Genomic DNA, 24849 nt, shown 5'->3' on the forward strand with positions numbered 1-24849 from the left:
TTTGGGGACAATTTGACATTTTATAGTGTTTATAATATTATAATATCAATGTTATTTATAAGGAGATATGATTAATTGTGGACCCGAGTCAGATAGTTAATATTGTTGTATTTATTATTTTAATATGTTTATCTAGTTTTTTCTCGTGTACAGAAACAGCGTTTTTATCAGCAAATAAAATCAGGATGCGTAATTTGGCTGAAGAAGGGGATCGTCGAGCTAAAAAAGTAGAAAAACTTTTATCAAATACAGATCGTTTGTATAGTTCGATTTTAGTTGGTAATAACTTAGTTAATATTGGAGCGTCTTCATTGACTACTTCAATTGTTATTTCAATCTTTGGTAACTCAGCTTCATTAGTTGCTGCAGCATCAGGGGTAGTTACTTTGTTGATTTTGGTATTTGGAGAAATAACACCTAAAACATTTGCTACTAAAAATGCTGATCGAATAGCTCTGTTTATGTCGGGATTTGTTTCATTCATTTGTTTTATATTTACACCAGTAGTTTTTTTATTGAATATTATTACTGGATTTATAATTAAACTATTAGGTGGTAATAAGGATAATGGACCGACAATGACTGAAGAAGATCTCAAAACAATTGTAACTGTTGGTCATGAAGAAGGGGTATTGGAAGAAGAAGAAAAAGAGATGATTCATAATGTTTTTGAATTTGGTGAAACCGAAATCAAGGAGATTATGACACCGAGAATCAATGTTGATAGTATTCCTGATGATTGTAGTTATCAAGAATTAATGGAAATATATAAACGTGGACAATTTTCTAGATATCCGGTACATAGTGAAAGCTTTGATGAAATTGTTGGGGTATTAAATGTAAAGGATTTATTATTCTTTAATATTGATCCAGATGAATTTGAAGTTAAAGATTACATGCGTGATACATTTGTTGTTTATGAATTTAATGAAGTTGGCGATGTTTTTGCCGCTATGCGTAAAGAACATGTTTCATTAGCGATTGTTTTAGATGAATATGGAGTTATGAGCGGGATTGTAACTTTTGAAGATATCGTCGAAGAAATTGTTGGTGAAATTGATGATGAATATGATGATGAAGACGACGATATGATAATTAAATTAAGTGAAAATGAATTTTTAATTGATGGTAGCTTGAATTTAAATGAAGTTAATGATAAAGTAGGAACGGATTTTGATTCTGAGGATTTTGAATCGATTGGTGGCTTAGTTCTTGGTGAAGTTTCGGGAGTGCCAGAAATTGATGAAGAAGTCCAAATCGATAATGTCTTATTTAGAATTGTAAAAATGCATAAAAATAGGATTGCTCAATTAAAAGTTACTATTTTAGAAGAAGAGGAAGAAGGAGAGCATCGCTAAGATAGCTTTCCTTTTTTAAAGGAGATGTGTAGGATGAATAAAAATATTGAAATAAAAAAAGTTGGGATCAATGGAGAAGGAATTGGTTATTTAGATCGTAAGATCGTATTTGTACCTGGAGCATTACCAGGAGAAGAAGTTGTTGTAGATATTGTTAAAAGAAATAGAGGATATAGTGAAGGAAAATTAGTGAAAATTTTAAAACCGGCTAAAAACCGAGTTAAACCACAATGTTTTCTATATGATAATTGTCAAGGCTGCAATATGATGCATATGACTTATTTATCACAGTTAAAAGAAAAAAAAGAAGCAGTTCGAGAATCAATTAGAAAATATAGTGAATATGATTTATCAAAAACTGTTTTTAAAGATGTGATCAAAGCTGATAAACAAACTGGTTATATTACTAGTGTTAATTTACCAGTTGTTCGATTTAAAGATAAAATCACATTTGGTATTTATCAACGTGAAAGTAAGTATTTAACAGTTATGAATCGCTGTTTAAAACACCATCCTTTGATTAATCAATGTTTGAATGATTTGGAAACAATTCTTACAAATGAAGATTGTCGAGTTTATAATGATAAATTTAAAACAGGACTTAGATTTTTAAAAGTAAAATTAGTTGAAGATAAAATTCAATTAGTTTTCATTACTGGTCGTGATGGTTTAAGTGATCAAACAGTTAAACAGATCAGTCAATTACCGTATGTTGCTGGAATATTTATGTCAGTAAATACATCTAAGTATCAAGAGTTTGATGAAACTGGTTATTCAAAGTTATATGGGTCATCACGTTTAGAAATGTATCATGATGATAAAAAATATTTAGTAGGTATTAAAACTAAATTACCTGAAAATATTGATATGATGTGGAAAGAAAATCAAATTGTTAAAACAATGGTTAAAGATAGCCAGAAAATAATTTCAATTAATTGTAAAGCAGGATTTTTAGAGTTAAATTTAGACCAGGAAGAAATTATTGCAATTGATGAAAAGAAATATCATATTGAAGATGCTAAATTAAATGTTAAGTATTTAAATCGTGATAATGTTAAATTTATCGCTGGAAAAGTAGATGAAAGAATAGTAACTCACGCTAAAAAGAAAATTTATGATACTTTAATTATTCATGGTGATCGAACAAAAATTAGTGAAAGAATTATTAATACAATTAAAATAGCACGTTTTAATACAGTTATTTATATTAGTCAATCACATTCATCATTAGCTAAAGATATTGCTGAGTTGGATAAAAGTTATGATATTGAACGAATCGCTGGTTTAGATACATCTTGTCATAATACTTATTTGACAACGATTGTAAAATTAGTTCGTAAAGCAAGATAGAAGGAGGAAAAGTAAATGGAAATTAAATATCAGCCACATGGGGTATGTTCAAGACAAATTATTATTGATGTTGAAGATGGCATTGTAAATAGTGTTAAATTTGTAGGGGGATGTTCAGGAAATACTCAAGGTGTAGCAGCATTGGCCAAAGGTATGAAGGTTGATGATGTAATAGATCGTTTAGAAGGGATTCGCTGTAATAGTAAACCAACAAGCTGTCCTGATCAATTAGCTAAAGCTTTAAAAGAAAACGCAAGATAGTGGAAAGCGATTTCCACTTCTTTTCATTTTATCGCTAAATTAACATATAATATCATAGGTGATTATATGTTGATTAAAATAAAAAAATTACAATTAATTTGTGGAATAATCTTATTGATGCAAGTATTATGTCCAATGTGGATTATTCCTTTTCATTTATTAGCAGTAATATTATCAATTGTTATTATTGGCTGGCAAAAGAAATTTTGTGTCTTACAAGTACAATATCATTACTATATTTTAATTCTTTATGCCTATCGAATCTGGTTATTAAATTGTCCGGCTTGGGATATTTTTAATACCTTATATTTATGTTTGTGTCTTTATTTAGCAATAATGATCATATTGTTTTCGTTTCGGGCAATTTTGTAATATCTTTTTAAATAGCTTATTTAGTGGTATAATAGAAACAGTATGAAAGGATGTGGAGATGATGCTAGGACATTTACAAGTTTATAGTTCATATAGTTTTCAAAATAGTACTATATTGATTGATGAGTTGGTTAAGAAAGCTAGTGATCTCCATTTTGAGGCACTAGCTTTAACTGATAAAGACAATATGTATGGGGCAATAGAGTTTTTTAAAGCTGCTAAAAAATATGGAATTAAACCAATATTTGGAATTGAAGCTAGTGTTTTAATTGAAAGTGAAGTTTATCCATTGTTATTATTAGCTAAAGATACTGCTGGATACTTTGATTTGGTAAGAATTACTAGTGAAATTTGTCTAAGTGATAAAAAAGCTATTCCATTATCATATTTAGCGATGCATCAAGAGCATCTTTTTGTTATTTCAGCTTGTAAAGAAGGAATTATTGAACGTCTTGTTTTAAAAGAACTAGATTCTCAAGCCCTCCAATATATAGAGTTATTTAAAAAGTCTTTTAAAAACTTTTTTATTGGGATTCAAAATCATCATTTAGCTTTACAACAAAAACTAAATGAAAAATTAATCGCACTAGCGACAATAGAAAATGTTGAAATATGTGTAACCAATGAAGTACGTTATTTAACACCTGATGAAGCTTATACTTTAGATTTACTACAAGCTTCTTCAAGACAAACAACATTAGAATTAAATCATCAAGTATTAACAGATCAATTATATTTAAAATCTAGTTATGAAATGAATAGTATGTTTGATTTAAAATATATTGAAAATACTAATAGAATTATTAGTTTATGTAATGCAACAATTCCTACTGATTGCATGTATTTGCCTAAATATCCAGTTCCTAATAATGGTAAGGCTAGTGAATATTTAAAACAATTATGCTTTGTAGGTTTAAAAAAACGTTTTAAAGGTAGTGAAGTACCACATAAATATTTTGAACGTTTAAACAAAGAGTTACAGGTAATCAATAAAATGGGATTTGATGATTATTTTTTAATTGTTTTTGATTATGTGCGTTACGCTAAAAAAAATAAAATAATAGTTGGTCCAGGCCGGGGCTCTGCTGCTGGTAGTTTAGTAGCTTATGTTTTAGGTATTACTAATATTGATCCTTTAAAATATGATTTATTATTTGAACGTTTTTTAAATGAAGAAAGAATTAGTATGCCGGATATTGATATTGATTTTCAAGATGATCGTCGTGATGAAGTAGTTGAATATGTAGCTCAAAAATATGGTCATCAACATGTGGCTCAAATTGTTACATTTTCAACCTATGGACCAAAGGTGGCTATTAAAGATCTAGGTAAAGTATTAAAAGTGCCATTGCCACGTTTAGAATTATTGGCTAAAAATATCCCGACTGATTCTAAGAATCGAAAATCGGCAAGAGAAGTTTATGAAACATCTTATAATTTTCAAAATATGGTTAATAAAGATCAGGCCTTATCTAAGATCATGCCTTCAGTTTTTATTGTTGAAAAATTACCACGTAATATTTCGACCCATGCTGCTGGTGTGGTTTTATCAAATGAACCGTTAAATCAGATCGTGCCCTTAGTTAAAGGACCAAATGATGGTGTTGTTACTCAGTATTCTAAAGATTATATTGAAGATGCTGGTTTATTGAAAATGGACTTTTTAGGTTTGAAGAATTTAACGATGATTGATCATATAATCAAAGATATTGAAAAGAATTATAATATTAAAATAAATATTAATGAGATTGATTTTAATGATCAAAAAACTTATCAAATGATAAGTCGCGGTGAAACATTTGGGATTTTCCAATTAGAGTCATCAGGAATGAAAAATTTGCTTGTTAAAATGAAATGCGATTGTTTAGATGATATGATTGCTGCAATAGCATTATATCGTCCCGGACCAATGGCTAATATTCCATTATATATTGCTCGTAAAACTGGTAAAGAACCAGTTACTTATCCATTACCTTGTTTAAAACCAATTTTACAATCTACATATGGAATTATGATATACCAGGAACAGATAATGCAAGTTGCCCAAAGAGTTGCTGGGTTTTCGCTTGCTAAAGCAGATATCTTGCGTAAAGCAATGTCGAAAAAAACGGCGAGTTTGATGCATTCAATGCGCAATGAATTTATTGAAGGTGGTTTAGCTAATGGTTTTAGTCAAGATGAGGTTGAAGAAATATATAATTTAATTGAAAAATTTGCTGATTATGGTTTTAATAAAGCCCACTCAGTTGCTTATGGTTATGTTGCTTATTATTTAGCTTATTTGAAAGCTAACTATCCATTAGAATTTTTTAGTGCCTTGTTATCAAATGGCCAAAGTAGTGATTCTAATAAAATTAATTGTATCCAGGAAGCTAAAAAGTATGGCATTAAAATTTTGCCGCCATCAATTAATTATTCAACTAATCGTTTTAAAGTAGAAGATGGTAATATTCGTTATTCATTAATGGCGATAAAAAATGTTGGTTATGCTGGATATCAAGCGATTGTTGAACAAAGAAATAAAGGTTTGTTTAAAGATATTTTTGATTTTATTTCCCGAATGGAAGCAAGCAAGGTTAATAGTAAAATGTTAGAAAGTCTAATTATGGCTGGAGCATTTGATGAGTTTAAATTAAATCGAATGACCATCAAAGAAAATTTACATAAAATCATGGAATACGCCGAGTTGAAAAATACGATTGGTATTGATGAACCGCCAATTTTGACAATTGTCAAAGATAATAAAATGAAAGTTTTAGAAGAAGAAAAAATGGTTTTGGGTGTTTATTTATCGATGCATCCAATTGCTTTGATAAAACAAAATTTAGATGTTAAAATTGTTGACGTAAATCAATTAAATAGATATATTAATCAAAACGTTCGATTGGTCTTAAATGTTACCCGAGTAAAAGTAATTGTTGATAAAAAAGGACAAGAAATGTGTTTTGTTGATGGAAGTGATGAAACCGGAACAGTTGATGGAGTTGTTTTTGCTTCTAATTTCCAGGCTTTAAAAAAGGTTTTAGTACGTGGTAATATTTATTTAATCGAAGGTAGAGTTAATTATCGTGATAAATTATCATTAGTAATTAATCAAGCTAGAAATATACGCTAAGAAAGGAATATATAGATGAAAGAATTAGTATTAATAGATGGTAATTCATTGTTGTATCGGGCTTATTATGCAACGGCAGCAATGGGAAATTTAATGATGAATAAAGATGGAATTCCAACTAATGCTGTTTTTGGTTTTGCTAATATGCTTGAAAGTGTTTTAAAAGGAAATCCTGAATATCTAGTAGTAGCTTTTGACTATGGAAAAAAGACATTTAGAAATGATTTGTTTGAAGTTTATAAGGGAACTAGAAGTGCTACGCCAGATGAACTTGTATGTCAGTTTTCAATGATTAGAGAATATTTAACTGCTCATGGTATTAAATACCAGGAAGTTGAAGGCTATGAAGGTGATGATGTTATTGGAACGATTGCTACTCTTGCAAGTAAAAACCGTTTTAAAGTCAGCATTGTTACAAGTGATAAAGATATGTTGCAATTAGTGACTGATGAAATAAGTGTTTATTTAACTAAAAAAGGAGTTGGTGAATTAGAAAAAATTACACCGGCTAAATTTAAAGAGATGTATGGTTTAATTCCTGATCAAATGCGTGATTTAAAAGGTTTGATGGGAGATAAATCTGATAATATTCCTGGTATTCCTGGTGTTGGTGAAAAAACTGCTTTAAAGTTATTAAAACAATATCATACTGTTGAAAATTTAAATGATCATCTTGATGAATTAAAAGGTAAGATGGGTGAAAAAATCCGTAATAATATTGATCAAGGGTTGTTATCGAAAAAAATTGCAACAATTATCAAAGATGTACCAATAGAAATTAATCTAGAAGATTATCGTTACAATGGACATGATTATAATGAATTAGCTGATTTTTATCGTCATTATGGTATGAATTCATTGTTAAAAAGAATGTCTATGAATAATGAAGAAGCAAATCCAATTAAAGAAGTTCCAGTTGAAATAGTAAAAAATTTACCAGTTATCAAGCGTGATAGTGCTTTAGTCGTTGGGGTTTATGATAGTAATTATCATCGCTCCATGATAGTTGGATTTGCAGTTTATAATGATAGTGAAGCTTATTATATTGGTATTGAAGATGCATTGAATTGTGCTAATTTTAAAGATTTTATTGCTTCTAATGAAATTGAAAAATATGGCTATGATATTAAAAAATGTATCAATGCTGCTAAATGGCATGGTTTAGAAATTAATAATTATGTTTTTGATTTACAGTTAGCATCATATATCTTAAATCCAAGTTTAAAAGATGAAATTCGTAGTGTTTGTGAATACTATGAATATTATGATGTCTATTATGATGAAGAAGTATATGGAAAAGGGGCTAAAAAGAAAGTTCCCGAAACAAGTAAAGTTGCTGATCATTTAATTAAACAGGCTAAAGCAATTTATTGTTTAAAAGATAAAGCAATTGAAAAACTAAAACATGAAAATCAATATGAATTATATAAAGATGTTGAAATGCCTGTTGCTAAAATTTTAGCTAAGATGGAATATCAAGGAGCTAAAATTGATTTAGATGTTTTAAAACAATTACAACAACAATTTGGTAGTGAAATTAAAATTTTAGAACAAGAAATTCATCAGTTAGCTGGTAAAGAATTCAATATTGCCTCACCAAAACAGTTAGGTGAAGTATTGTTTGTTGATTTAGGCTTGCCAAATGGTAAAAAGACTAAAACTGGTTATTCGACTTCAGTAGAAATTTTAAATAAAATCAAAGAATTCCATCCAATCGTTGATAAAGTTTTAAAATATCGAACATTAACTAAATTATATTCAACATATATAGTTGGTTTGCAAGATCAAGTATTTGTTGATGGTAAAATTCATACTATCTATAATCAGGCGTTGACGCAAACAGGAAGATTGTCTTCAACTGATCCTAATTTACAAAATATTCCTGTTAAAACTCCAGAAGGAAAATTGATTCGTAAAGCGTTTATACCTGAAAATGATTATTTAGTATCTTTTGATTATTCACAAATCGAACTTAGAGTATTGGCTCATTTAGCTAATGTTAAATCATTGATCAAAGCATTTAATGAAGATAAAGATATCCATCGCCACACTGCTAGTGAAGTTTTTAATGTACCAGAAGATCAAGTTGATAGTACAATGCGTCGAAACGCTAAAGCTGTTAACTTTGGAATTATTTATGGTATGTCTGATTTTGGTTTAGCTGAACAAATTGGAGTAAGTGTAGCGCAGGCTCGTGAATTTATTAAAAGTTATTTTGAAAATTATCCAGAAATAAAGACCTATATGGATAATAATATTGCTTTTTGTAAAGAACATGGTTATGTAACGACAATGTTGAATCGTAAACGTTTTATTCGTGAAATTAATGAAAAAAATTATATGCGTCAGGAATTAGGAAAACGTTTAGCGATGAATACGCCAATTCAAGGCTCAGCTGCTGACATTATTAAACTAGCAATGATTAAAGTGGATCATTTATTACAAAAGCATAATTTAAAATCGAAGATGATTTTACAAGTTCACGATGAATTGATTTTTGATGTTTATCACGATGAATTACAAGAAGTAATGGAAGTAGTATCTAAGGGAATGAGCAGTGCTATTAAGATGAATGTAGAATTAAAATCAGAAGGAAGTTATGCTGTTAATTGGTATGAACTTAAATAGGAGATAAATATGCCGGAATTACCAGAAGTTGAAACTGTAAGAAATACGTTAAAGAATTTTGTTTTAAATAAAAAAATAGAATCAATTGATGTAATTTACCCTAAAATTATTGAAGATGATGTTGAAACATTTGTTAATAGCTGTATAAATCAGACAATTAATGATATTGATCGAGTTGGTAAATATTTAGTTTTTAAACTTGATAACATTGCCTTTGTATCTCATCTTCGTATGGAAGGAAAATATCATTACGTCGATAGAAATGAACCTGTAAATAAACATGATCATATTATTTTTAATCTTGATAATGGTAAGCAGCTAAGATATAACGATACTCGTAAATTTGGTCGTATTAAATTAGTAAGTTTACAAAATTATCGAAATGAATTACCACTTTCAAAACTGGGGCCAGAACCGTTTGATGCAACTTGTAATGAATTATATGAAAAAATACATAAAAGTAAATTACCAATTAAACATGTTCTTTTGGAACAAAATATTATTGCGGGAATAGGAAATATATATGCTAATGAAATTTGTTTTGCAATGGGTCTAGATCCTAATACTCCAGCATCTAATTTAACTAAAAAGAGTGTTCAAGAATTAATTGATGTATCATGTAAAATCTTAAATGAGGCCATCAAACAAGGCGGAACGACTATCCATTCTTTTTCGGCTAATGGCATAGATGGATTATTTCAAGTTAAATTAAAAGCTCATATGCAAAAAATTTGTCCGATTTGTAACGGTCCTATCAGCAAGATTAAAATTAAAGGACGAGGTACTTATTATTGTCCTCATTGTCAAAAAAGAAGACGTTAAAAGATTAATTGCAGGCACCTATGTTTTATAGGAGATTAGCGATAATAAAGGAGTAGATAGAAATGAAGGTTTATGGAATAACCGGTAGTATTGCTACTGGTAAAAGTACTGTAACAAATTATCTTAGAGAAAAAGGTTATTTAGTTGTTGATAGTGATAAACTAGCATATGATGCTTTGACTATTGATGAAGATTGTATTGATCGTGTAAAAAAACGATTTGATTTACATGGTGATACAATTGATCGAAAAGCTTTGGGAAGAATTGTTTTTAATGATCCAATAGCTAAAAAAGATCTTGAAAATATTATTCATCCTTATGTTATAAATAAAATCAAAGAAACGATCCATAATAATCAAAACTTAAAAATAATTTTCTTAGATATTCCTTTATTATTTGAAAGTAATTTAGAGTATCTTTGTGATAAAATTATTGTAGTATATTTAAATTATCAAGAAGAAGTAAAAAGATTGATGAAACGTGATAATATTGATGAAAAATATGCTAAAATTATAATTAGTAATCAAATGAATATTGAAGATAAAAAACGATTGGCTGATATTGTTTTAGATAATAATAAAAGTTTAGAAAATTTATATCAACAAATTGACTTAATGCTGGAAGGAAATAGTAATGAATGAATTAATGATATCTGATTTATATACTGTCAATGCTACTTATCCGTTAGATTCAATCCATTTAAAAACTATTAATCTTTTATATCAGCCATTGATTGGAAATCAGGCATGTAGTTTATATTTAACACTTTATAGCGAATTGGATCAGTTATCATTAACAAAAGCTGCTAGTTTGCATCAGCGTTTAAGTAAGCTTACTGGTTTTTCATTAATTGAAATAAAAGAAGCAAGCTTAAAGCTTGAAGCAATTGGCTTAATTGCTAAATATGTTAAAGATGATGATAATAAACGGATTTATTGTTATTCACTGAAAAGTCCATTAACACCAGCTAAATTTTTTAACCATGCTATTTTAGGACCATTATTATTAAAACGTTTAGGTAAAGAAGAATTTAATCGAACTAAATTATGTTTTAAGTCATCGGCATATCATTTAGATGGATTTCAGGAAGTTACAGCTAAATTTACTGATGTTTTTGATATTAATTTAATGGATAATAATGATAAGGTATTAGTTGAAAAAGATTATTTTGGTATTGAATATGGTAAGGTTGATAGTGACTATGATATGGAATTATTTTACCAAGGCTTAGCTGATTATCAAATAAAAACATCATCAATTACCAAAGATGATCAGGAATTAATTAAACAATTAGGAACAATGTATCGAATTAATGCGTTAGATATGTTATCTCTTGTTAAAGAGTCAATTGTCGATGATAAAATAATTCAAAAAGAACTAATTCAAAAATGTCGTAATTACTATGATTTAAAAGTACCAGAAACATTTAAAGAAATTTATCATCGCCAGTCTGTTACTTATAAAAGTAATTCTAGTAATGACGCATTGAATCAACATATTCATTATTTAGAAAGTGTTAATCCATATCAGTTGTTAAAAGATAAACAAGGTGGTCGTGAACCATTAAAGCGTGATTTACAAACGGTTGAGTCAATCATGACTTCTTTGTATTTAGAACCTGGTGTGATGAATGTTTTAATTGAATTAACATTGTCACAATGTGATAATGCTTTATCAAGAGCCTTTATGCAATCAAGAGCTTCTCAATGGAAAAGAAAAAAGATCAATACAGTAAAAGAAGCAATGGATGAGGCAAAAGTGTATATTAAATATCGTAAAGGTAATTATGTAGAACCAGAAAATGAATCATCAGATACAATAATTGATAATGATAGTGTTGATGAAAATGAATTAGATGAATTTTTAAGTCAATTTGAATAGGAGGGCAAGATGAGAAATATCCAGAATCTTAATTTATTTGCTAGTGATGAAAGTTTTAAGAAAAATAAAGAAAATAGTATTAATGACTTGATGAAAGATAATAATATTATTAAAGTTTTACAGGAATTCAATCTAACTCGTCGGGACATTGAAGAAAACTGGATTGAATTTCTAGATTATAAAGAAGATTTAGATAGCTGTATTGGCTGTAAATCATTGCAATCTTGTCCAAAAATTTCTAAAGGAATGGTACGCTGTTTTAATTATTATAATGGAGAAATTAGTTTATCGTTACAGCCATGTCATTTTGGTCAGTCATATTATGCTGATCAAAAGATATTAAGTGATATTTTATTGAAAAATATTAGTGATAAAATATTACTTACTAAACCTAGTGATTTGACGATCATAAAAGATCCTGAAAGTAATGGTAAAGCAGTTGTTAAAATATTAAGTGATTATATTAAAAATCCTGAAAATAAAGGTATTTATTTATATGGTCAAGGTGGTTGTGGTAAAAGTACATTGATGGGATTTTTAATTCGCTGCTTAGTAACTAAGGGGTATAAATGTGGTTTTATTCATTTTCCAACGTTTCTTATGGATATTAAAGCCTCATTTGGAAATGAGGGAATAAATAATTCAATTGAATTAATGAAAAATCTTGATTATTTAGTAATCGATGATGTTGGTGGTGAAAACGTTACCCCTTGGTCTCGAGATGAAATATTATCGGCAGTTATCGCCTATCGTTTACAAAATCAAAAGGCAACATTTTTTACAAGTGAGTATTCATTAGAACGGTTAAAAAAGATTTATTCTTTAAAAACTGGCGATAAAGAAAATGTTGAACGATTGATTTCTAGAATGAAAGCGATTAGCAAACCGGTTGAATTAAAAGGGAGGGATTTAAGGTAAGATAATAATGTAAAAATATATGGAAACATCATAATTTTTGTGTTAAAATGTCTTGGAAATTAATATGTAGTAGAGGAGGAAAGATAATGGTTAAATGTATTGGTGTATTAACTTCCGGTGGAGATGCTCCTGGAATGAACGCTGCTGTTCGTGCGGTTGCAAGAACATGCTTGAATAAAGGAATTGAAGTCTACGGTGTTCGTTTAGGATATAAAGGATTACATGAAGGAGATTTTATTAAATTTGATCGACATAGTACTCGTAATATTATTAATTTAGGAGGAACTATGTTAAAATCAGCACGTTTTCCTGAATTTAAAGATCCTGAAGTAAGAAAAGCTGCTATTGAGCAAATGAAAAAAGTAGGAATGGAAGCTTTAGTAGTTATTGGTGGCGATGGTAGCTACAATGGTGCTTTAAAACTTACTGAAATGGGAGTTAACTGTATTGGAATACCAGGAACTATTGATAATGATATTCCGGATACAGATTATACAATTGGATTTGATACAGCATTAAATACAATTGTTGATGCATTAGACCGCTTAAGAGATACATCTGGTTCTCATCAACGCTGTACGATTCTTGAAGTAATGGGACGTCGTTGTGGGGACCTTGCAATCAATGCTGGTATTGCAGCAGGCGCAGAAATGGTTATCACTAGTGAAATTGGATTTGATGAGGCAAAAGTTATCGAAAGATTAAAAGCTTCTAAAGCATCTGATAAAAAACATGCTATTGTAGTAATTACTGAACATATTACTGATGTTCATGAATTGGCTAAAAAAGTCGAAGCCGAAACTGGATTTGAAACACGAGCAAATGTTTTAGGACATATGCAAAGAGGGGGACGTCCTTCAGCACGCGATCGCGTTTTAGCTTCTAGAATGGGTGTTTATGCAGTTGAATTATTAGAAGCTGGTAAAGGTGGGCTTTGTGTTAGTGAAGTTCATGGTGAAATCAAAGGTTTAAAAATCGAAGATGTATTGTCACATAAACGGACAACTGATTATGGTATTTACGAAGATGCAATGAAGCTTCGTTAATATAAATTTAAAATTAAATGTAAGGTGAGGAAATAGGATATGGTATTTGCATTGAAAGAAAGAAAAAAGAAAACAAGAATTGTATGTACGATTGGACCTGCTAGTGAAGATGAAAAAATGTTACGTAAATTAATCTTAGCAGGGATGAATGTTATGAGATTAAATTTTTCTCATGGTGATTTTGAAGAACATGGTGGAAGAATTAAAACTGCTCGTAAACTTGGAAAAGAATTAAGCAAAAATATTGCAATTTTATTAGATACAAAAGGACCAGAAATTAGAACTGGAAATTTTGTTGGGGGACAAACAGAATTTAAAAAAGGTCAAGTTTCTGTGATTACAACAGAAGATATTGAAGGAACAAGTGATCGTTTTACAATTACTTATAAAGAATTATACAAAGATGTTAAACCTGGTGGTTTCATTTTAGTAAATGATGGTCAAGTTGAATTATTAGTTGACCATGTTGAAGGTGAAGATATCGTTTGTGTATGTGCTAACGATGGTATTGTTAAAAATAAACGTGGAATTAACGTTCCTGGAATTAAACTTGGATTTGATTATTTATCTGAAAAAGATATTGCTGATATTACTTTTGGATGCGAACAAGGTGTAAACTTTATCGCTGCATCATTTGTTAGACGTGCTCAAGACGTATTAGATGTTAAAAAATTATTAATTGAAAACGGACATCCTGAAATTCAAATCATCGCTAAAATCGAAAACAGCGAAGGTGTAGAAAACATGGATGAAATCTTAAAAGTAGCTGATGGAATCATGGTAGCTCGTGGGGACTTAGGTGTTGAAGTACCTGCTGAAGATGTACCATTAATCCAAAAAGAAATCATTAAAAAATGTCGTGCTGTTGGTAAAGTAGTAATTACTGCTACTCAAATGTTAGACAGTATGCAAGAAAACCCACGTCCAACTCGTGCTGAAGTAAGTGACGTTGCTAACGCTATTTTTGATGGAACTGATGCAATTATGTTATCAGGTGAATCTGCACAAGGTAAATATCCAGAAGAAGCTGTAATGACAATGACAAAAATTGCATTAAAAACTGAAGAAACTTTAGATTATGATGCATTATTAAGAAAAGCAATTAGAACAGCTCCAGAAGACCCATCTGAAGCAATCTGTATGTCAGTAGCTGAAATCGCTTCTAAATTCAGTGTTGCTGCCATCATCGTTTATACTGAAAGTGGTTCTACAGCAAAACGTGTATCACGTTATCGTCCAGAATCAATGGTTATTGCTGCTACTCCATATGAACCAGTTACTCGTTCATTAGCTTTAAACTGGGGTGTAAAAGGTGTTGTATGTAAACAAATGCGTGATCGTGTAGCACAAATTGAATATGCACAAATCTTAGCAAAAGAAAATGGTGTTGAACCAGGTGAACAAATTTTAATTACTGCTGGTACTCCAGGTGTTGGTGGAACTACTAGCTACTTAGAATTAATCACAGTAAAATAATTTAAATTAGAGCAATGAAATCGTTTTTACGAAAGTAGTTGCTTTTTTTGTGTCGAATCAGGTAATTTGTTTTTTCTTTCTATCTAAGATAAAATAGGTTATAATGTAGGCGGTGATAGATATGAAAAAGAAATATATGCAACATTTAATTGTAAGTATTGTATTTGCAATTATTGTTTCGACAACTTTATTTTTTATGTATGACAGTTTTAAATTTCAAACGTTTGGCGAAATAGTATATTATGATTATATATTATCTGGTTCAAATGATTTCGTAACAATGGAAAATGTTGAGGTTTACTGTGATCAAGATAATTTTTATTTAAATGATGGGCGAATTTTATTTACAGATAGCAGTATTCTTTCACAACAGACACCTACAATTAAATTAGAATTGTCATCAGATGAAAAGAAATTCAATCATGAATTTACGCTTGATAATTATGATCAAAATAATTTAATTTATTCTTTCAATAATTATTCTAGTAAAACAGATGGTATTAATTTAGATACTATCAAAACAGCTACTTTAACTGTAGAAGCTAATAATCAAGAGCTTACTAAGTTAAAATTAGATATTACACCATTAGATCGTTTAGAAGGTTCAAATAGTGAGTATCGAATTGAAAATGCGGCAATCTCAAAGTCTATGATTCGTCTTGGTTCTTTAAAAACATCGAATGATAATGTTTTTAAAGATTACTCAGATGTTTCATTAGAATACCGTTATCTAAAGGATAAAAAAGGAGATCCTAAGGATAATGATAATTATGTTGTTTTCCATAAAATCAGTGGAACTACTAAAGAATTAATAAATAATGATGATTATGGTACATATAACTTAGAAGATGATGATATTGATTTAAAGAATGAAAAATTAAGTGTAGTTGTTATTTTGAGTAATGGTGATGATAATCAATATGCTTTTGCAATTGATTTAAATGTTCAAGAGGCGGGTGATTATTATGGATAAAATAAAAAAAGATTTTATAGTTTTTTATTTGATTCGTAATGCCGTTGCTACTTTTGTAATTACGTGTATTAGTTTTATTTATAGCTTAATGGATTATTATCGAATAACTTTTTTAGGGGCACTTAATAAAACTTTTGTTGATAATTTTTATACTACTGTTTATTTTTTATTGTTATGGATCTTAAATTATTTGTTATTTGAAATTTATAAAATAATTGTTGATGTTATAAAAAGTAAAAGTAAACATCATGGTAATTTATTTATTGGCAATAAAGCAACAATTCCAGTTGGTAGTATAATACCAGTAGTTATTTTAATTATTTTACTATTGATTGATTTTAATCAATTGTTTAAAATTAACTTTGTTTTATTAATGCTATTTATGTTTGCCCGTTCAATAAAAGAAATAATTAAAGAAAGGAAAAAATAGACTCGTTGAGTCTATTTTAATAAATTGCAAAGAGTTTGAATCATATCATCTTTTTGCATTTTATTTAATGAATTATAATATTCTTCAAATAATACACCTAAGCCAGGTAAAATTGTTTCTTCTTTAGAAGCAATACCACCATCAATTATTTCTTTTAATTCCTTAGGGGTACTATTATGAAGCTTATTTAATAAAGCATTTCGAATATTCATTTAATCACTCCTCGTATAATATTATAGGGTGATTAAGAGGTTTTATACGAGTTATTATGGAAATTAGAAAAATTGAATTAAACGGACAAGTATTTGAGTATCAATTAAATATTAAACAAATAAAACGCTGTTATTTAAAAGTTGTTGCTGGAAAAATCATTGTTAATAGTGGACCGTATTTTTCTATTAATGAAATTGAGCAGTTAATTAAGGATAACCAGGATGCTGTTTTAAAACAAATCGATAATTATTTAATTAAATATGATTATTCTAATGGCGGTTTTGTTTATATTTTTAACCAGCGCTATCAAATTATTAGTTATGATTTAAATAATCGTAAGACGGTTTTTCATGATGATAAAATATATGTTTATCATCGTCAGATTCAAACAACTATTGAAATAACGCTAAAAACAATTTTAAAACAGTATATTGAAAAAAGGATCCAAGAATATTTAAAGCAAGCATTTATTTTACCAATGCCAGCAGTTGAAATAAAAAAATATAAATCTCGCTGGGGCGCTTGTTATCCTAAAATCAACAAAGTTAGTTTTAATCTGGCTTTGGTGCATTTAAATTATGAATTGATAGATTATGTAATTGTTCACGAGTTATGTCATTTTTTACAACCTAATCATTCAAAACAGTTTTATCAGGAAATCAAAAAAAGATTACCTAACTATAAACAATGTGAAAAAAAGTTAAAGGAGATAGGGATATGATTACGTCTACTAACAATAATACAATTAAAACCCTTATTAAATTAAAGCAAAAAAAATATCGAAATCAATTTGGTTATTATTTAATAGAAGGGGAACATTTAGTAAATGAAGCTTTAAAAGCCAATCAAGTAGAATGTATAATTACTACTAAGCCATTAAAAAGTAACCTTGAGGTAATTGAAGTAAGTGAAGAGGTAATGGCTAAATTAGCTTTTACAAAATCACCAACTAATATTATGGCTAAATGTAAAATTGATTCGAATAATGAGTTGATGATGAAAAAAAGATATTTAATTCTTGATGATTTACAAGATCCTGGTAATATTGGTACACTGATTCGTAGTGCTTTAGCATTTGGAATTGATCAGGTTATTTTATCTAAAAATTGCGTTGATTTATATAATGATAAATTATTACGAGCAATGCAAGGGGCTAATTTTCATATTAGCTGTATTTATGGTGATTTAACTGAAATAATTGAAAAGTTACAAGCAAATGGTGTTGTTGTTGTCGGTAGTGCTTTAGAAAATGGTCAAGATATTAGTTTAATTGAAAAAACTGAAAAAATGGCTTTTATTGTTGGTAATGAAGGTAATGGTATGAATCAAAATATTTTAGATAAATGTGATTATATTGGTTATATTCCTATTCAAACAATTGAGTCTTTAAATGTGGCAATTGCTGGAAGCATTTTAATGTATCATTTTAGTAATTGATAGAAAACTAATAGAAAATTATTGTCAAAAAGTTGTAAACAAGTTATAATATCAAGGTATAACGATAACACGTTGATAAGGACTAGTAAATAAGAAAACTGTTTTAGAGAGGAAGATAGCTGGTGAAAATCTTCTAACAGCGGCATTATTGAATTCACCTTGGAGTGCGGCTAATCACCGCCGGGTCGGCTACGTTACAGCTAATTAAGAGCATAGTTTTTAACTATGAATTAGGATGGTACCGCGAGATAATCGTTCCTATTAGGAACGATTTTTTATATTTTTAGGAGGGAAAACATGGAAAATAAATTATTGATGATTAAAGAAGAAGCATTAGCTAAATTGGAAGCATGTCAATCTTTAAAAGAATTAAATGATATTCGTGTATTTTATTTAGGTAAAAAAGGGCCGATTCAAGAAGCTATGAAATCAATGAAAAATATGGCTCCTGAAGAAAGAAAAGTATTCGGTCAAACGTCAAATTTAGTAAAACAAGAGTTATCAAAAGCGGTAGAAGAAAAGAAAGCAGCGTTAGAAAATCAAGCTATCTTAGATAAGATCAATCAAGAAAAAATTGATATTACATTACCTGGTTACAAATTAGACCAAGGAACAATTCATCCTTTATCAGCGATTGTAACTGAGCTTGAAGAACTATTTTTAGGAATGGGTTATCAAATTGCCGAAGGTCCTGAAGTAGAAACAGATTATTTTAACTTTGAGTTAATGAATTTACCAAAAGATCATCCTGCTCGTGATATGCAAGATACTTTCTATATTGATGAAAATAACTTGATGCGTACTCATACTTCACCAGTTCAGGCGCATACTTTATTAGCAGCTAAAGGAAAAGGACCAATCAAGGTAATTTGTCCTGGTAAAACTTATCGTCGTGATGATGACGATGCTACTCACTCTCATCAATTTATGCAATGTGAAGGTTTAGTAGTAGACAAAAATATTACTATGGCTGATTTAAAAGGAACTTTACAAGTATTTGCTCGTAAACTTTTTGGTGAAAAAAGAGAAATTAGATTCAGACCATCATATTTCCCATTTACCGAACCATCAGTTGAGGTAGATATTTCATGTCATAACTGCGGTGGTAAGGGATGTTCAATGTGTAAGCATACTGGCTGGATTGAAATTTTAGGTGCTGGAATGGTTAATCCAAAAGTACTTGAAATGTGTGGTTTCGATTCTACAGAATATCAAGGTTTTGCCTTTGGAATTGGAATTGAACGAGTAGCGATGCTTAAATATGGTATTGATAATATTCGTTACTTCTATAATGATGATATTAGATTCTTAAATCAATTTGGTAGAAAGGAGTAGAATAATGGATATTAGTTTAAATTTATTAAATAGATATGTGAAAGTTGATGATCAAGATCCTCAAGAATTAGCTGATAAAATTACAGCTGTTGGTTTAGAAGTTGAAGGACTTCATCAATTAGCACGTGGTAATAACATGACTATTGGTTATGTTAAAGAATGTCAATTACATCCAGATAGTGATCATTTAAAAGTATGCCAAGTAGAAGTTCGTCCTGGTGAAGTTAAACAAATTGTTTGTGGAGCACCAAATGTAGCTGCTGGTCAAAAAGTAATTGTTGCTAACCCTGGTTGTGATTTAGGTGATGGTTTTGTAATTAAAGAAAGTAAAATTCGTGGACAAGAATCAAATGGGATGATTTGTTCAATTGCCGAATTAGGACTTGATCAAAGATTATTAAAACCAGAAGATAAAGAAGGAATCCATGTATTAGATAGTGATGCTCCAGTTGGTGAAGATCCATTAGCATATATTGGTTTAAAAGATACTATTTTAGAAATTGGATTAACACCTAATCGAGCAGACTGTATGGCAATCACTTCATTAGCTTATGAAGTAGCTGCTATTTTAAATCGTGATGTTAATTTACCAGAAATTAAATCAATTGGTAATAAAGATTCTGATATTCAAGTAAAAGTAGAAACTGATTTATGTCCATTCTTTGGTGCTAAATTAGTAAAAGGCGTTACTACTAAAGAATCACCCGCCTGGTTACAAAATGCTTTAATTGCTAGCGGTATTAAACCAATTAATAACATCGTTGATATTTCTAACTTTGTTATGTTGGAAACTGGACAACCAATCCATATGTATGATTATGATAAATTAACTAAAAAACAATTTGTTGTTAAAACAGGATTTGATTGTAAAGAAGTAATGTTAGATGGTGAAGAGTATAAAATTGAACCTAACGACATTATTGTATCTATTGATGATGGTATTGGATGTATTGCTGGTGTTATGGGTTCTAATAGCACTAAAATCGATGAAAATACTGTAAATATTGTTATTGAAGCAGCAACATTTAATGGCGCAGCTTTAAGAGAAACAGCACGTCGTTTAAATTTATTGACAGATGCTTCACAACATTATATTAAAGGTGCTTTAAACACTGCTAATTCATTAAATGTTTTAGAAAGATGTGCTGACTTATTAGTTGAATTAGCTGATGCTAAAGAAGTATATAAATCTGTTACAACTGAATTAAATATTACTGATCATTATGTTGATATTACTACTGATCAAGTAAATGGTTTATTAGGTACTAATATTACTACTGATGAAATTGCTAATATTTTCAGTTCATTAAAATTTGAGTACACACTTGAAGACAATAAATTTAATGTTTTAGTACCAACATATCGTAATGATATTACAATGACTGCTGATTTAATTGAAGAAGTAGCTCGTATTTATGGATATGACAAAATTCCAGCTACCTTACCAGAAATGTCAATGACAGTTGGTAAAAGAACTGATCAACAAGCTAAAAAGCATTATTTACGTAATTTATTAAAAGATCAAGGATTACATGAAACATTAACTTATACATTAACTTCACCAGCAGATGTTGATGATTTTAATATTTTCCATAAAAATGAAACTATTAGATTAGCTATGCCTTTAGGTGAAGAACGTAGTGTAACTCGTAAATCAATTATTGGATCTTTATTACAAGTGATTAATTATAATCAGTCACATAATATTAAAGATGTAAATTTATTTGAATTATCAACAACATATTCAAAAGATACTGAGTTACAAAATCTAGCAATTGCTTGCTGTGGTGAATATAATGGATTAGCATTTAGACAAATTTCTTATCAAGCTGATTATTATTTAGTTAAAGGATTTGTAGAAACAATCTTTAAAAATTTAGGAATTGAAGGTTCAAGATATAAACTAACACCTGTTGAAACTGATAATCAATGCTATCATCCAGGTAGAAGTGCATATATTATGATTGGTAAAGAAATTGTAGGGGTAATTGGTAATATTCATCCATTAATGGAAAAGAAATATGGTGTTAAAGATGTATATGTTGTAGAATTGAACTTAACAGCATTATTAAATTTAAAAACAAGTAAAATTAAATTTAAAGATATTCCAATGTATCCTTCAGTTACTAGAGATATTGCTTTAGTTATGGATAAAGAAGTGCCTTCATATGATGTATGTCGTAAAATTATTCAGGCAAGTAAACAGTTAGTAAAAGAAACTAATATTTTTGATGTTTATGAAGGTGAACATATTGAAGCTGGTAAAAAATCTGTAGCAATTAATTTAGTTTTCCAAGATCCAAAAGGAACTTTAGACGAAGCTACTGTTAATAAAGCTATGGAAAATATTTTAGTGGCAGTTGAAAAAGAATTTAATGCAGTACTTAGAGGATAAGAGGTATATTTAATATACCTCTTAAATATTATGGGGTTATTTATGGTTGTTATAATTGTAGTAGTTATTGCAGTGATTGTTTTAATTGCAATTATTAAAAATGGATTAATGAAAAATTATTTATTTAATCAATATCAAATAGAAATAGTAGGGGTTGATCATGAACTTACAAAGGAATATATGCAGCTAAATCAAGAAAAAGCGATTGATGAGGCTACCTTTGATGATTGTGAAATGAATCTGGTTTTAAATAAGATCAATCATACTATTAGTGAAATAGGTAATGAGTATTTGTATAGTCGATTTTTTAAGAATAAAAATGATTTTAAAATGCAGGAAATAATCATTGAAAATTTAAATGATGAAGAGAAGTTAAAAAACGCATTATATATTTTAAATCGTTTAAACAAAGAATATATTCCAATATTATCGATTAAATCAAAACTTTTAAAATATCCATTTAAATTCAAATATCTATTTATTAGTTTACTAATCATTAATATATTAAGTATAATTTATACAATTTTTAATCTTGATTTCTTTTATATACCACTTTTATTATCAATTATTTGTATTTTACTTACTTTTCAATTTAATGGTAAATATGAACAGCTTGGATTACAAGTGGGAAGTATTAAAGGAATGTTATCTGCTAGTGAAAAATTGATGAAAAACGATCTTTTTCCTAAAGAACAGCATGCATCAATTAATCAGGCTATTCATTCTTTAAAATCAATGATAAGAGTCATATACTATTTTAATATGATTGAAAGTGTTGATTTTATTGGTATTTCTAGTTTGATTCGTTCAATTTTTTTAGTAGATGTAATTCAAACAGCTTGTTTACAAAAGCATATTGATGTTATTGAAAATAATGTTATAACTTTATATGAATGGATTGGTTTATTAGATACATGTATTACTATAAAATTGATTAGATCATTATATGATACTTGTATTCCTGAAGTAACTGATGAAAAAATGATTGAAATAGTAAATGGATATCATATTTTAATTGATAAACCAGTTAAAAATTCAGTTGTTTTAAATAATAATACAATAATTACTGGTAGTAATGCTTCTGGTAAATCAACTTTTTTAAAGATGTTAGGAGCAAATTTATTGTTATCAAAAGCATTGAATACATCTTTTAGTGAGAAGTTTGTTTATTATCCATATGAATTAATTACATCGATTCATATGAAAGATGATTTACAAAATGGATATAGCTTCTATGTTCAGGAAATTCGAAGATTAAATGAAATAACAGATTTAGCTAAAAATAAATGTTCTTTAATTTTGATTGATGAAATATTGAAAGGAACTAATGAAAAAGAACGATTAGTAATTGCCAATGCTATTTTAAAATATTTATTTAAACAAAATGCCATGACAATTGTTTCGACGCATGATATTACTTTAGCTTATAATTTTGCTAATGCTGATAAATATTGCTTTAATGATTTAAAGAAGAATAATGATATTGTTTTTGATTATTTAATTAAAGAGGGAATCTGTACTGTTGGTAATGCTGTAGCAATTGTTAAATCATTATCATTTGATCATGAAATTATTGCGGATATAGATATTGAAAAATCGGAGTAATTTTACTCCGATTTTATAATAGGGATACTTTTGTATTCCTTTTCAATTAGTGTTTGTGGCTGTTTTGATAAACATGATAAAAGCTTAGTTGCTTTAAACTCTATTTCTAAGCCAGGATGAAAATAGTTTGAATAATTAGTAACCAATAGATATTGACAGCTTTTTTTGATTTTATTTAGATAATTTTGACCAGTTTTATTCATTTTTAAAATTCGAAGATAGTTAATATCCATGGCTTGTTTAATTGTTTCTTTATCATTATTCATAAGAATATGAATTAACATTCGTTGAATTCTAGAACGAGTATATCGTTTTGAAGTCAGGCTTGATACGAATTGTTCCATATTATTAGCAGTGGCTATTTTTTCTTGAAGCAGATTTTCAATTCCTTCATCAACTAGATGAATATTTTTTAGTTCTTGTTTAGAAGAAGTAAGAATTTTATAACGTAAATATGGAAAAAAATCTTCAAAGAAATAGAATTCTTGGTAATCATTATAATTACAAAACTGATTAGAAATATCAAGATTATTTCTTAAAGCATTTCTTATAGCACTAGCCGAACTAATAGTTTCTATTTTTAAACTATGAAAGTCATTTGTTCTTTTAATACAATGAAGATTAATAGGATAATCATTATTGATAACTTCTTTTACATAAGATAAACCTAAAAGATCATTAGGGGTTGTAATAGTTTTATGCATTAATGTTGACAAGGCCTGATTACAGGCATCTGGATAACGTAAGCCAAGTTTCATTTGTTTTTTTACAAGATCATCATATTCTTCTTGATTATTTTTAATTGTAATAGCAATATCTTTAAATACATCAATATCACCATTTTCACTACCAAAGACAATATTATTGACTCCAATTTTATTTAATAAATCAATAGCACCATATGCAAAATAATCAGCACTTTGAACACTATAAATAAATGGTAACTCCACTACAATATCAATACCATTTTTAATGGCTACATTAGCTCTGGTCCATTTATCACTAATAGCTGGCTCACCACGTTGAACAAAGTGGCTAGACATAATGGCAATAGTTACATCAGGTTTTACGAGCTCTTTAGCTTGATTTAAATGATATAAATGTCCTTGATGGAATGGATTGTATTCAACTATAAGACCTAGTATTTTCATTTTCTCACCTAATCCTTTGTTAAAGTATAACACAATGAATAATAATTGTTTATTACTTTTAATTAAGTAATAAAAGACGAGCA

21 protein-coding genes and 1 other annotated feature are annotated in these 24849 nt (G+C 28.7%); of the genes, 19 read left to right on the forward strand and 2 right to left on the reverse strand.

What is annotated here, in order from left to right:
- Positions 1-77: 77 nt before the first annotated feature.
- From B5F09_RS04630 to B5F09_RS04695, 14 genes are all read left to right on the forward strand, one after another.
- A complete protein-coding gene (locus tag B5F09_RS04630; RefSeq protein ID WP_087302139.1) occupies positions 78-1358 on the forward strand; it encodes an HlyC/CorC family transporter in 1281 nt (426 codons plus the stop codon).
- A gap of 33 nt (positions 1359-1391) precedes the next feature.
- Positions 1392-2708: a 23S rRNA (uracil(1939)-C(5))-methyltransferase RlmD gene (gene rlmD, locus B5F09_RS04635; RefSeq protein WP_087372103.1), complete on the forward strand. Its 1317-nt coding sequence runs from the start codon at positions 1392-1394 to the stop codon at positions 2706-2708.
- Positions 2709-2723: 15 nt separating this feature from the next.
- A complete protein-coding gene (locus B5F09_RS04640; protein ID WP_087372107.1) occupies positions 2724-2969 on the forward strand; it encodes a TIGR03905 family TSCPD domain-containing protein in 246 nt (81 codons plus the stop codon).
- Positions 2970-3035: 66 nt separating this feature from the next.
- Positions 3036-3341, forward strand: a complete 306-nt coding sequence (locus tag B5F09_RS04645; RefSeq protein WP_087302143.1) for a hypothetical protein — start codon at positions 3036-3038, stop codon at positions 3339-3341.
- A gap of 61 nt (positions 3342-3402) precedes the next feature.
- Positions 3403-6456: a DNA polymerase III subunit alpha gene (gene dnaE / locus B5F09_RS04650; RefSeq protein ID WP_087372110.1), complete on the forward strand. Its 3054-nt coding sequence runs from the start codon at positions 3403-3405 to the stop codon at positions 6454-6456.
- Positions 6457-6471: 15 nt separating this feature from the next.
- The gene (gene polA / locus B5F09_RS04655; RefSeq protein WP_087372114.1) at positions 6472-9084 is read left to right on the forward strand and encodes a DNA polymerase I; all 2613 of its coding nucleotides are present in this window, start codon (positions 6472-6474) and stop codon (positions 9082-9084) included.
- Between the two features lie 9 nt (positions 9085-9093).
- A complete protein-coding gene (mutM, locus tag B5F09_RS04660; protein ID WP_087372118.1) occupies positions 9094-9906 on the forward strand; it encodes a DNA-formamidopyrimidine glycosylase in 813 nt (270 codons plus the stop codon).
- Between the two features lie 62 nt (positions 9907-9968).
- Positions 9969-10547, forward strand: a complete 579-nt coding sequence (gene coaE, locus B5F09_RS04665; RefSeq protein ID WP_087302262.1) for a dephospho-CoA kinase — start codon at positions 9969-9971, stop codon at positions 10545-10547.
- On the forward strand, positions 10540-11787 hold the full coding sequence (locus B5F09_RS04670) for a DnaD domain protein (RefSeq protein ID WP_087372121.1): 1248 nt from the start codon (positions 10540-10542) through the stop codon (positions 11785-11787). The genes coaE and B5F09_RS04670 overlap by 8 nt, the downstream gene beginning before the upstream one ends.
- 9 nt (positions 11788-11796) lie before the next feature.
- Positions 11797-12705 carry an ATP-binding protein gene (locus B5F09_RS04675; protein WP_087302258.1) on the forward strand — a complete coding sequence of 303 codons (909 nt, stop codon included), beginning with the start codon at positions 11797-11799 and terminating at the stop codon, positions 12703-12705.
- An 86-nt stretch (positions 12706-12791) separates the two neighbouring features.
- Positions 12792-13751, forward strand: a complete 960-nt coding sequence (gene pfkA / locus B5F09_RS04680) for a 6-phosphofructokinase (RefSeq protein ID WP_087302256.1) — start codon at positions 12792-12794, stop codon at positions 13749-13751.
- Between the two features lie 39 nt (positions 13752-13790).
- Positions 13791-15227: a pyruvate kinase gene (gene pyk, locus B5F09_RS04685; protein ID WP_087302254.1), complete on the forward strand. Its 1437-nt coding sequence runs from the start codon at positions 13791-13793 to the stop codon at positions 15225-15227.
- Between the two features lie 121 nt (positions 15228-15348).
- Complete coding sequence (locus B5F09_RS04690) at positions 15349-16200, forward strand: hypothetical protein (protein WP_087372124.1); 852 nt, start codon at positions 15349-15351, stop codon at positions 16198-16200.
- Positions 16193-16630, forward strand: a complete 438-nt coding sequence (locus tag B5F09_RS04695; RefSeq protein ID WP_087302250.1) for a hypothetical protein — start codon at positions 16193-16195, stop codon at positions 16628-16630. Before B5F09_RS04690 ends, B5F09_RS04695 begins: the two co-directional genes overlap by 8 nt.
- A gap of 11 nt (positions 16631-16641) precedes the next feature.
- Here the strand turns inward: B5F09_RS04695 and sspI are convergent, their stop codons facing one another.
- Positions 16642-16842, reverse strand: a complete 201-nt coding sequence (sspI, locus tag B5F09_RS04700; RefSeq protein WP_087302248.1) for a small acid-soluble spore protein SspI — start codon at positions 16840-16842, stop codon at positions 16642-16644.
- A gap of 56 nt (positions 16843-16898) precedes the next feature.
- On the opposite strand from sspI, the gene B5F09_RS04705 reads away from it, so the two are divergent.
- The 5 genes from B5F09_RS04705 (at position 16899) to B5F09_RS04725 (ending at position 23615) form a co-directional block, all read left to right on the forward strand.
- Positions 16899-17564, forward strand: a complete 666-nt coding sequence (locus B5F09_RS04705) for a M48 family metallopeptidase (RefSeq protein WP_087372127.1) — start codon at positions 16899-16901, stop codon at positions 17562-17564.
- A complete protein-coding gene (locus tag B5F09_RS04710; RefSeq protein WP_087372129.1) occupies positions 17561-18280 on the forward strand; it encodes an RNA methyltransferase in 720 nt (239 codons plus the stop codon). Before B5F09_RS04705 ends, B5F09_RS04710 begins: the two co-directional genes overlap by 4 nt.
- Positions 18281-18343: 63 nt before the next feature.
- Positions 18344-18543, forward strand: a binding site (T-box leader).
- A gap of 34 nt (positions 18544-18577) precedes the next feature.
- The gene (gene pheS, locus B5F09_RS04715; RefSeq protein ID WP_087302242.1) at positions 18578-19615 is read left to right on the forward strand and encodes a phenylalanine--tRNA ligase subunit alpha; all 1038 of its coding nucleotides are present in this window, start codon (positions 18578-18580) and stop codon (positions 19613-19615) included.
- Between the two features lie 4 nt (positions 19616-19619).
- Positions 19620-22010, forward strand: a complete 2391-nt coding sequence (gene pheT, locus B5F09_RS04720; RefSeq protein ID WP_087372134.1) for a phenylalanine--tRNA ligase subunit beta — start codon at positions 19620-19622, stop codon at positions 22008-22010.
- A gap of 42 nt (positions 22011-22052) precedes the next feature.
- Positions 22053-23615 (forward strand): hypothetical protein, encoded by a 1563-nt coding sequence (locus B5F09_RS04725; RefSeq protein WP_087372137.1) that lies wholly within the window; start codon positions 22053-22055, stop codon positions 23613-23615.
- A gap of 2 nt (positions 23616-23617) precedes the next feature.
- On the opposite strand, the gene B5F09_RS04730 is transcribed toward B5F09_RS04725, so the two are convergent.
- Positions 23618-24766, reverse strand: coding sequence for a nucleotidyltransferase (locus tag B5F09_RS04730; protein WP_087372140.1), 1149 nt, complete (start codon positions 24764-24766; stop codon positions 23618-23620).
- Positions 24767-24849: the final 83 nt, after the last annotated feature.

Source organism: Erysipelatoclostridium sp. An173 (assembly GCF_002160495.1).
GTDB lineage: Bacteria > Bacillota_I > Bacilli_A > Erysipelotrichales > Coprobacillaceae > Thomasclavelia > Thomasclavelia merdavium.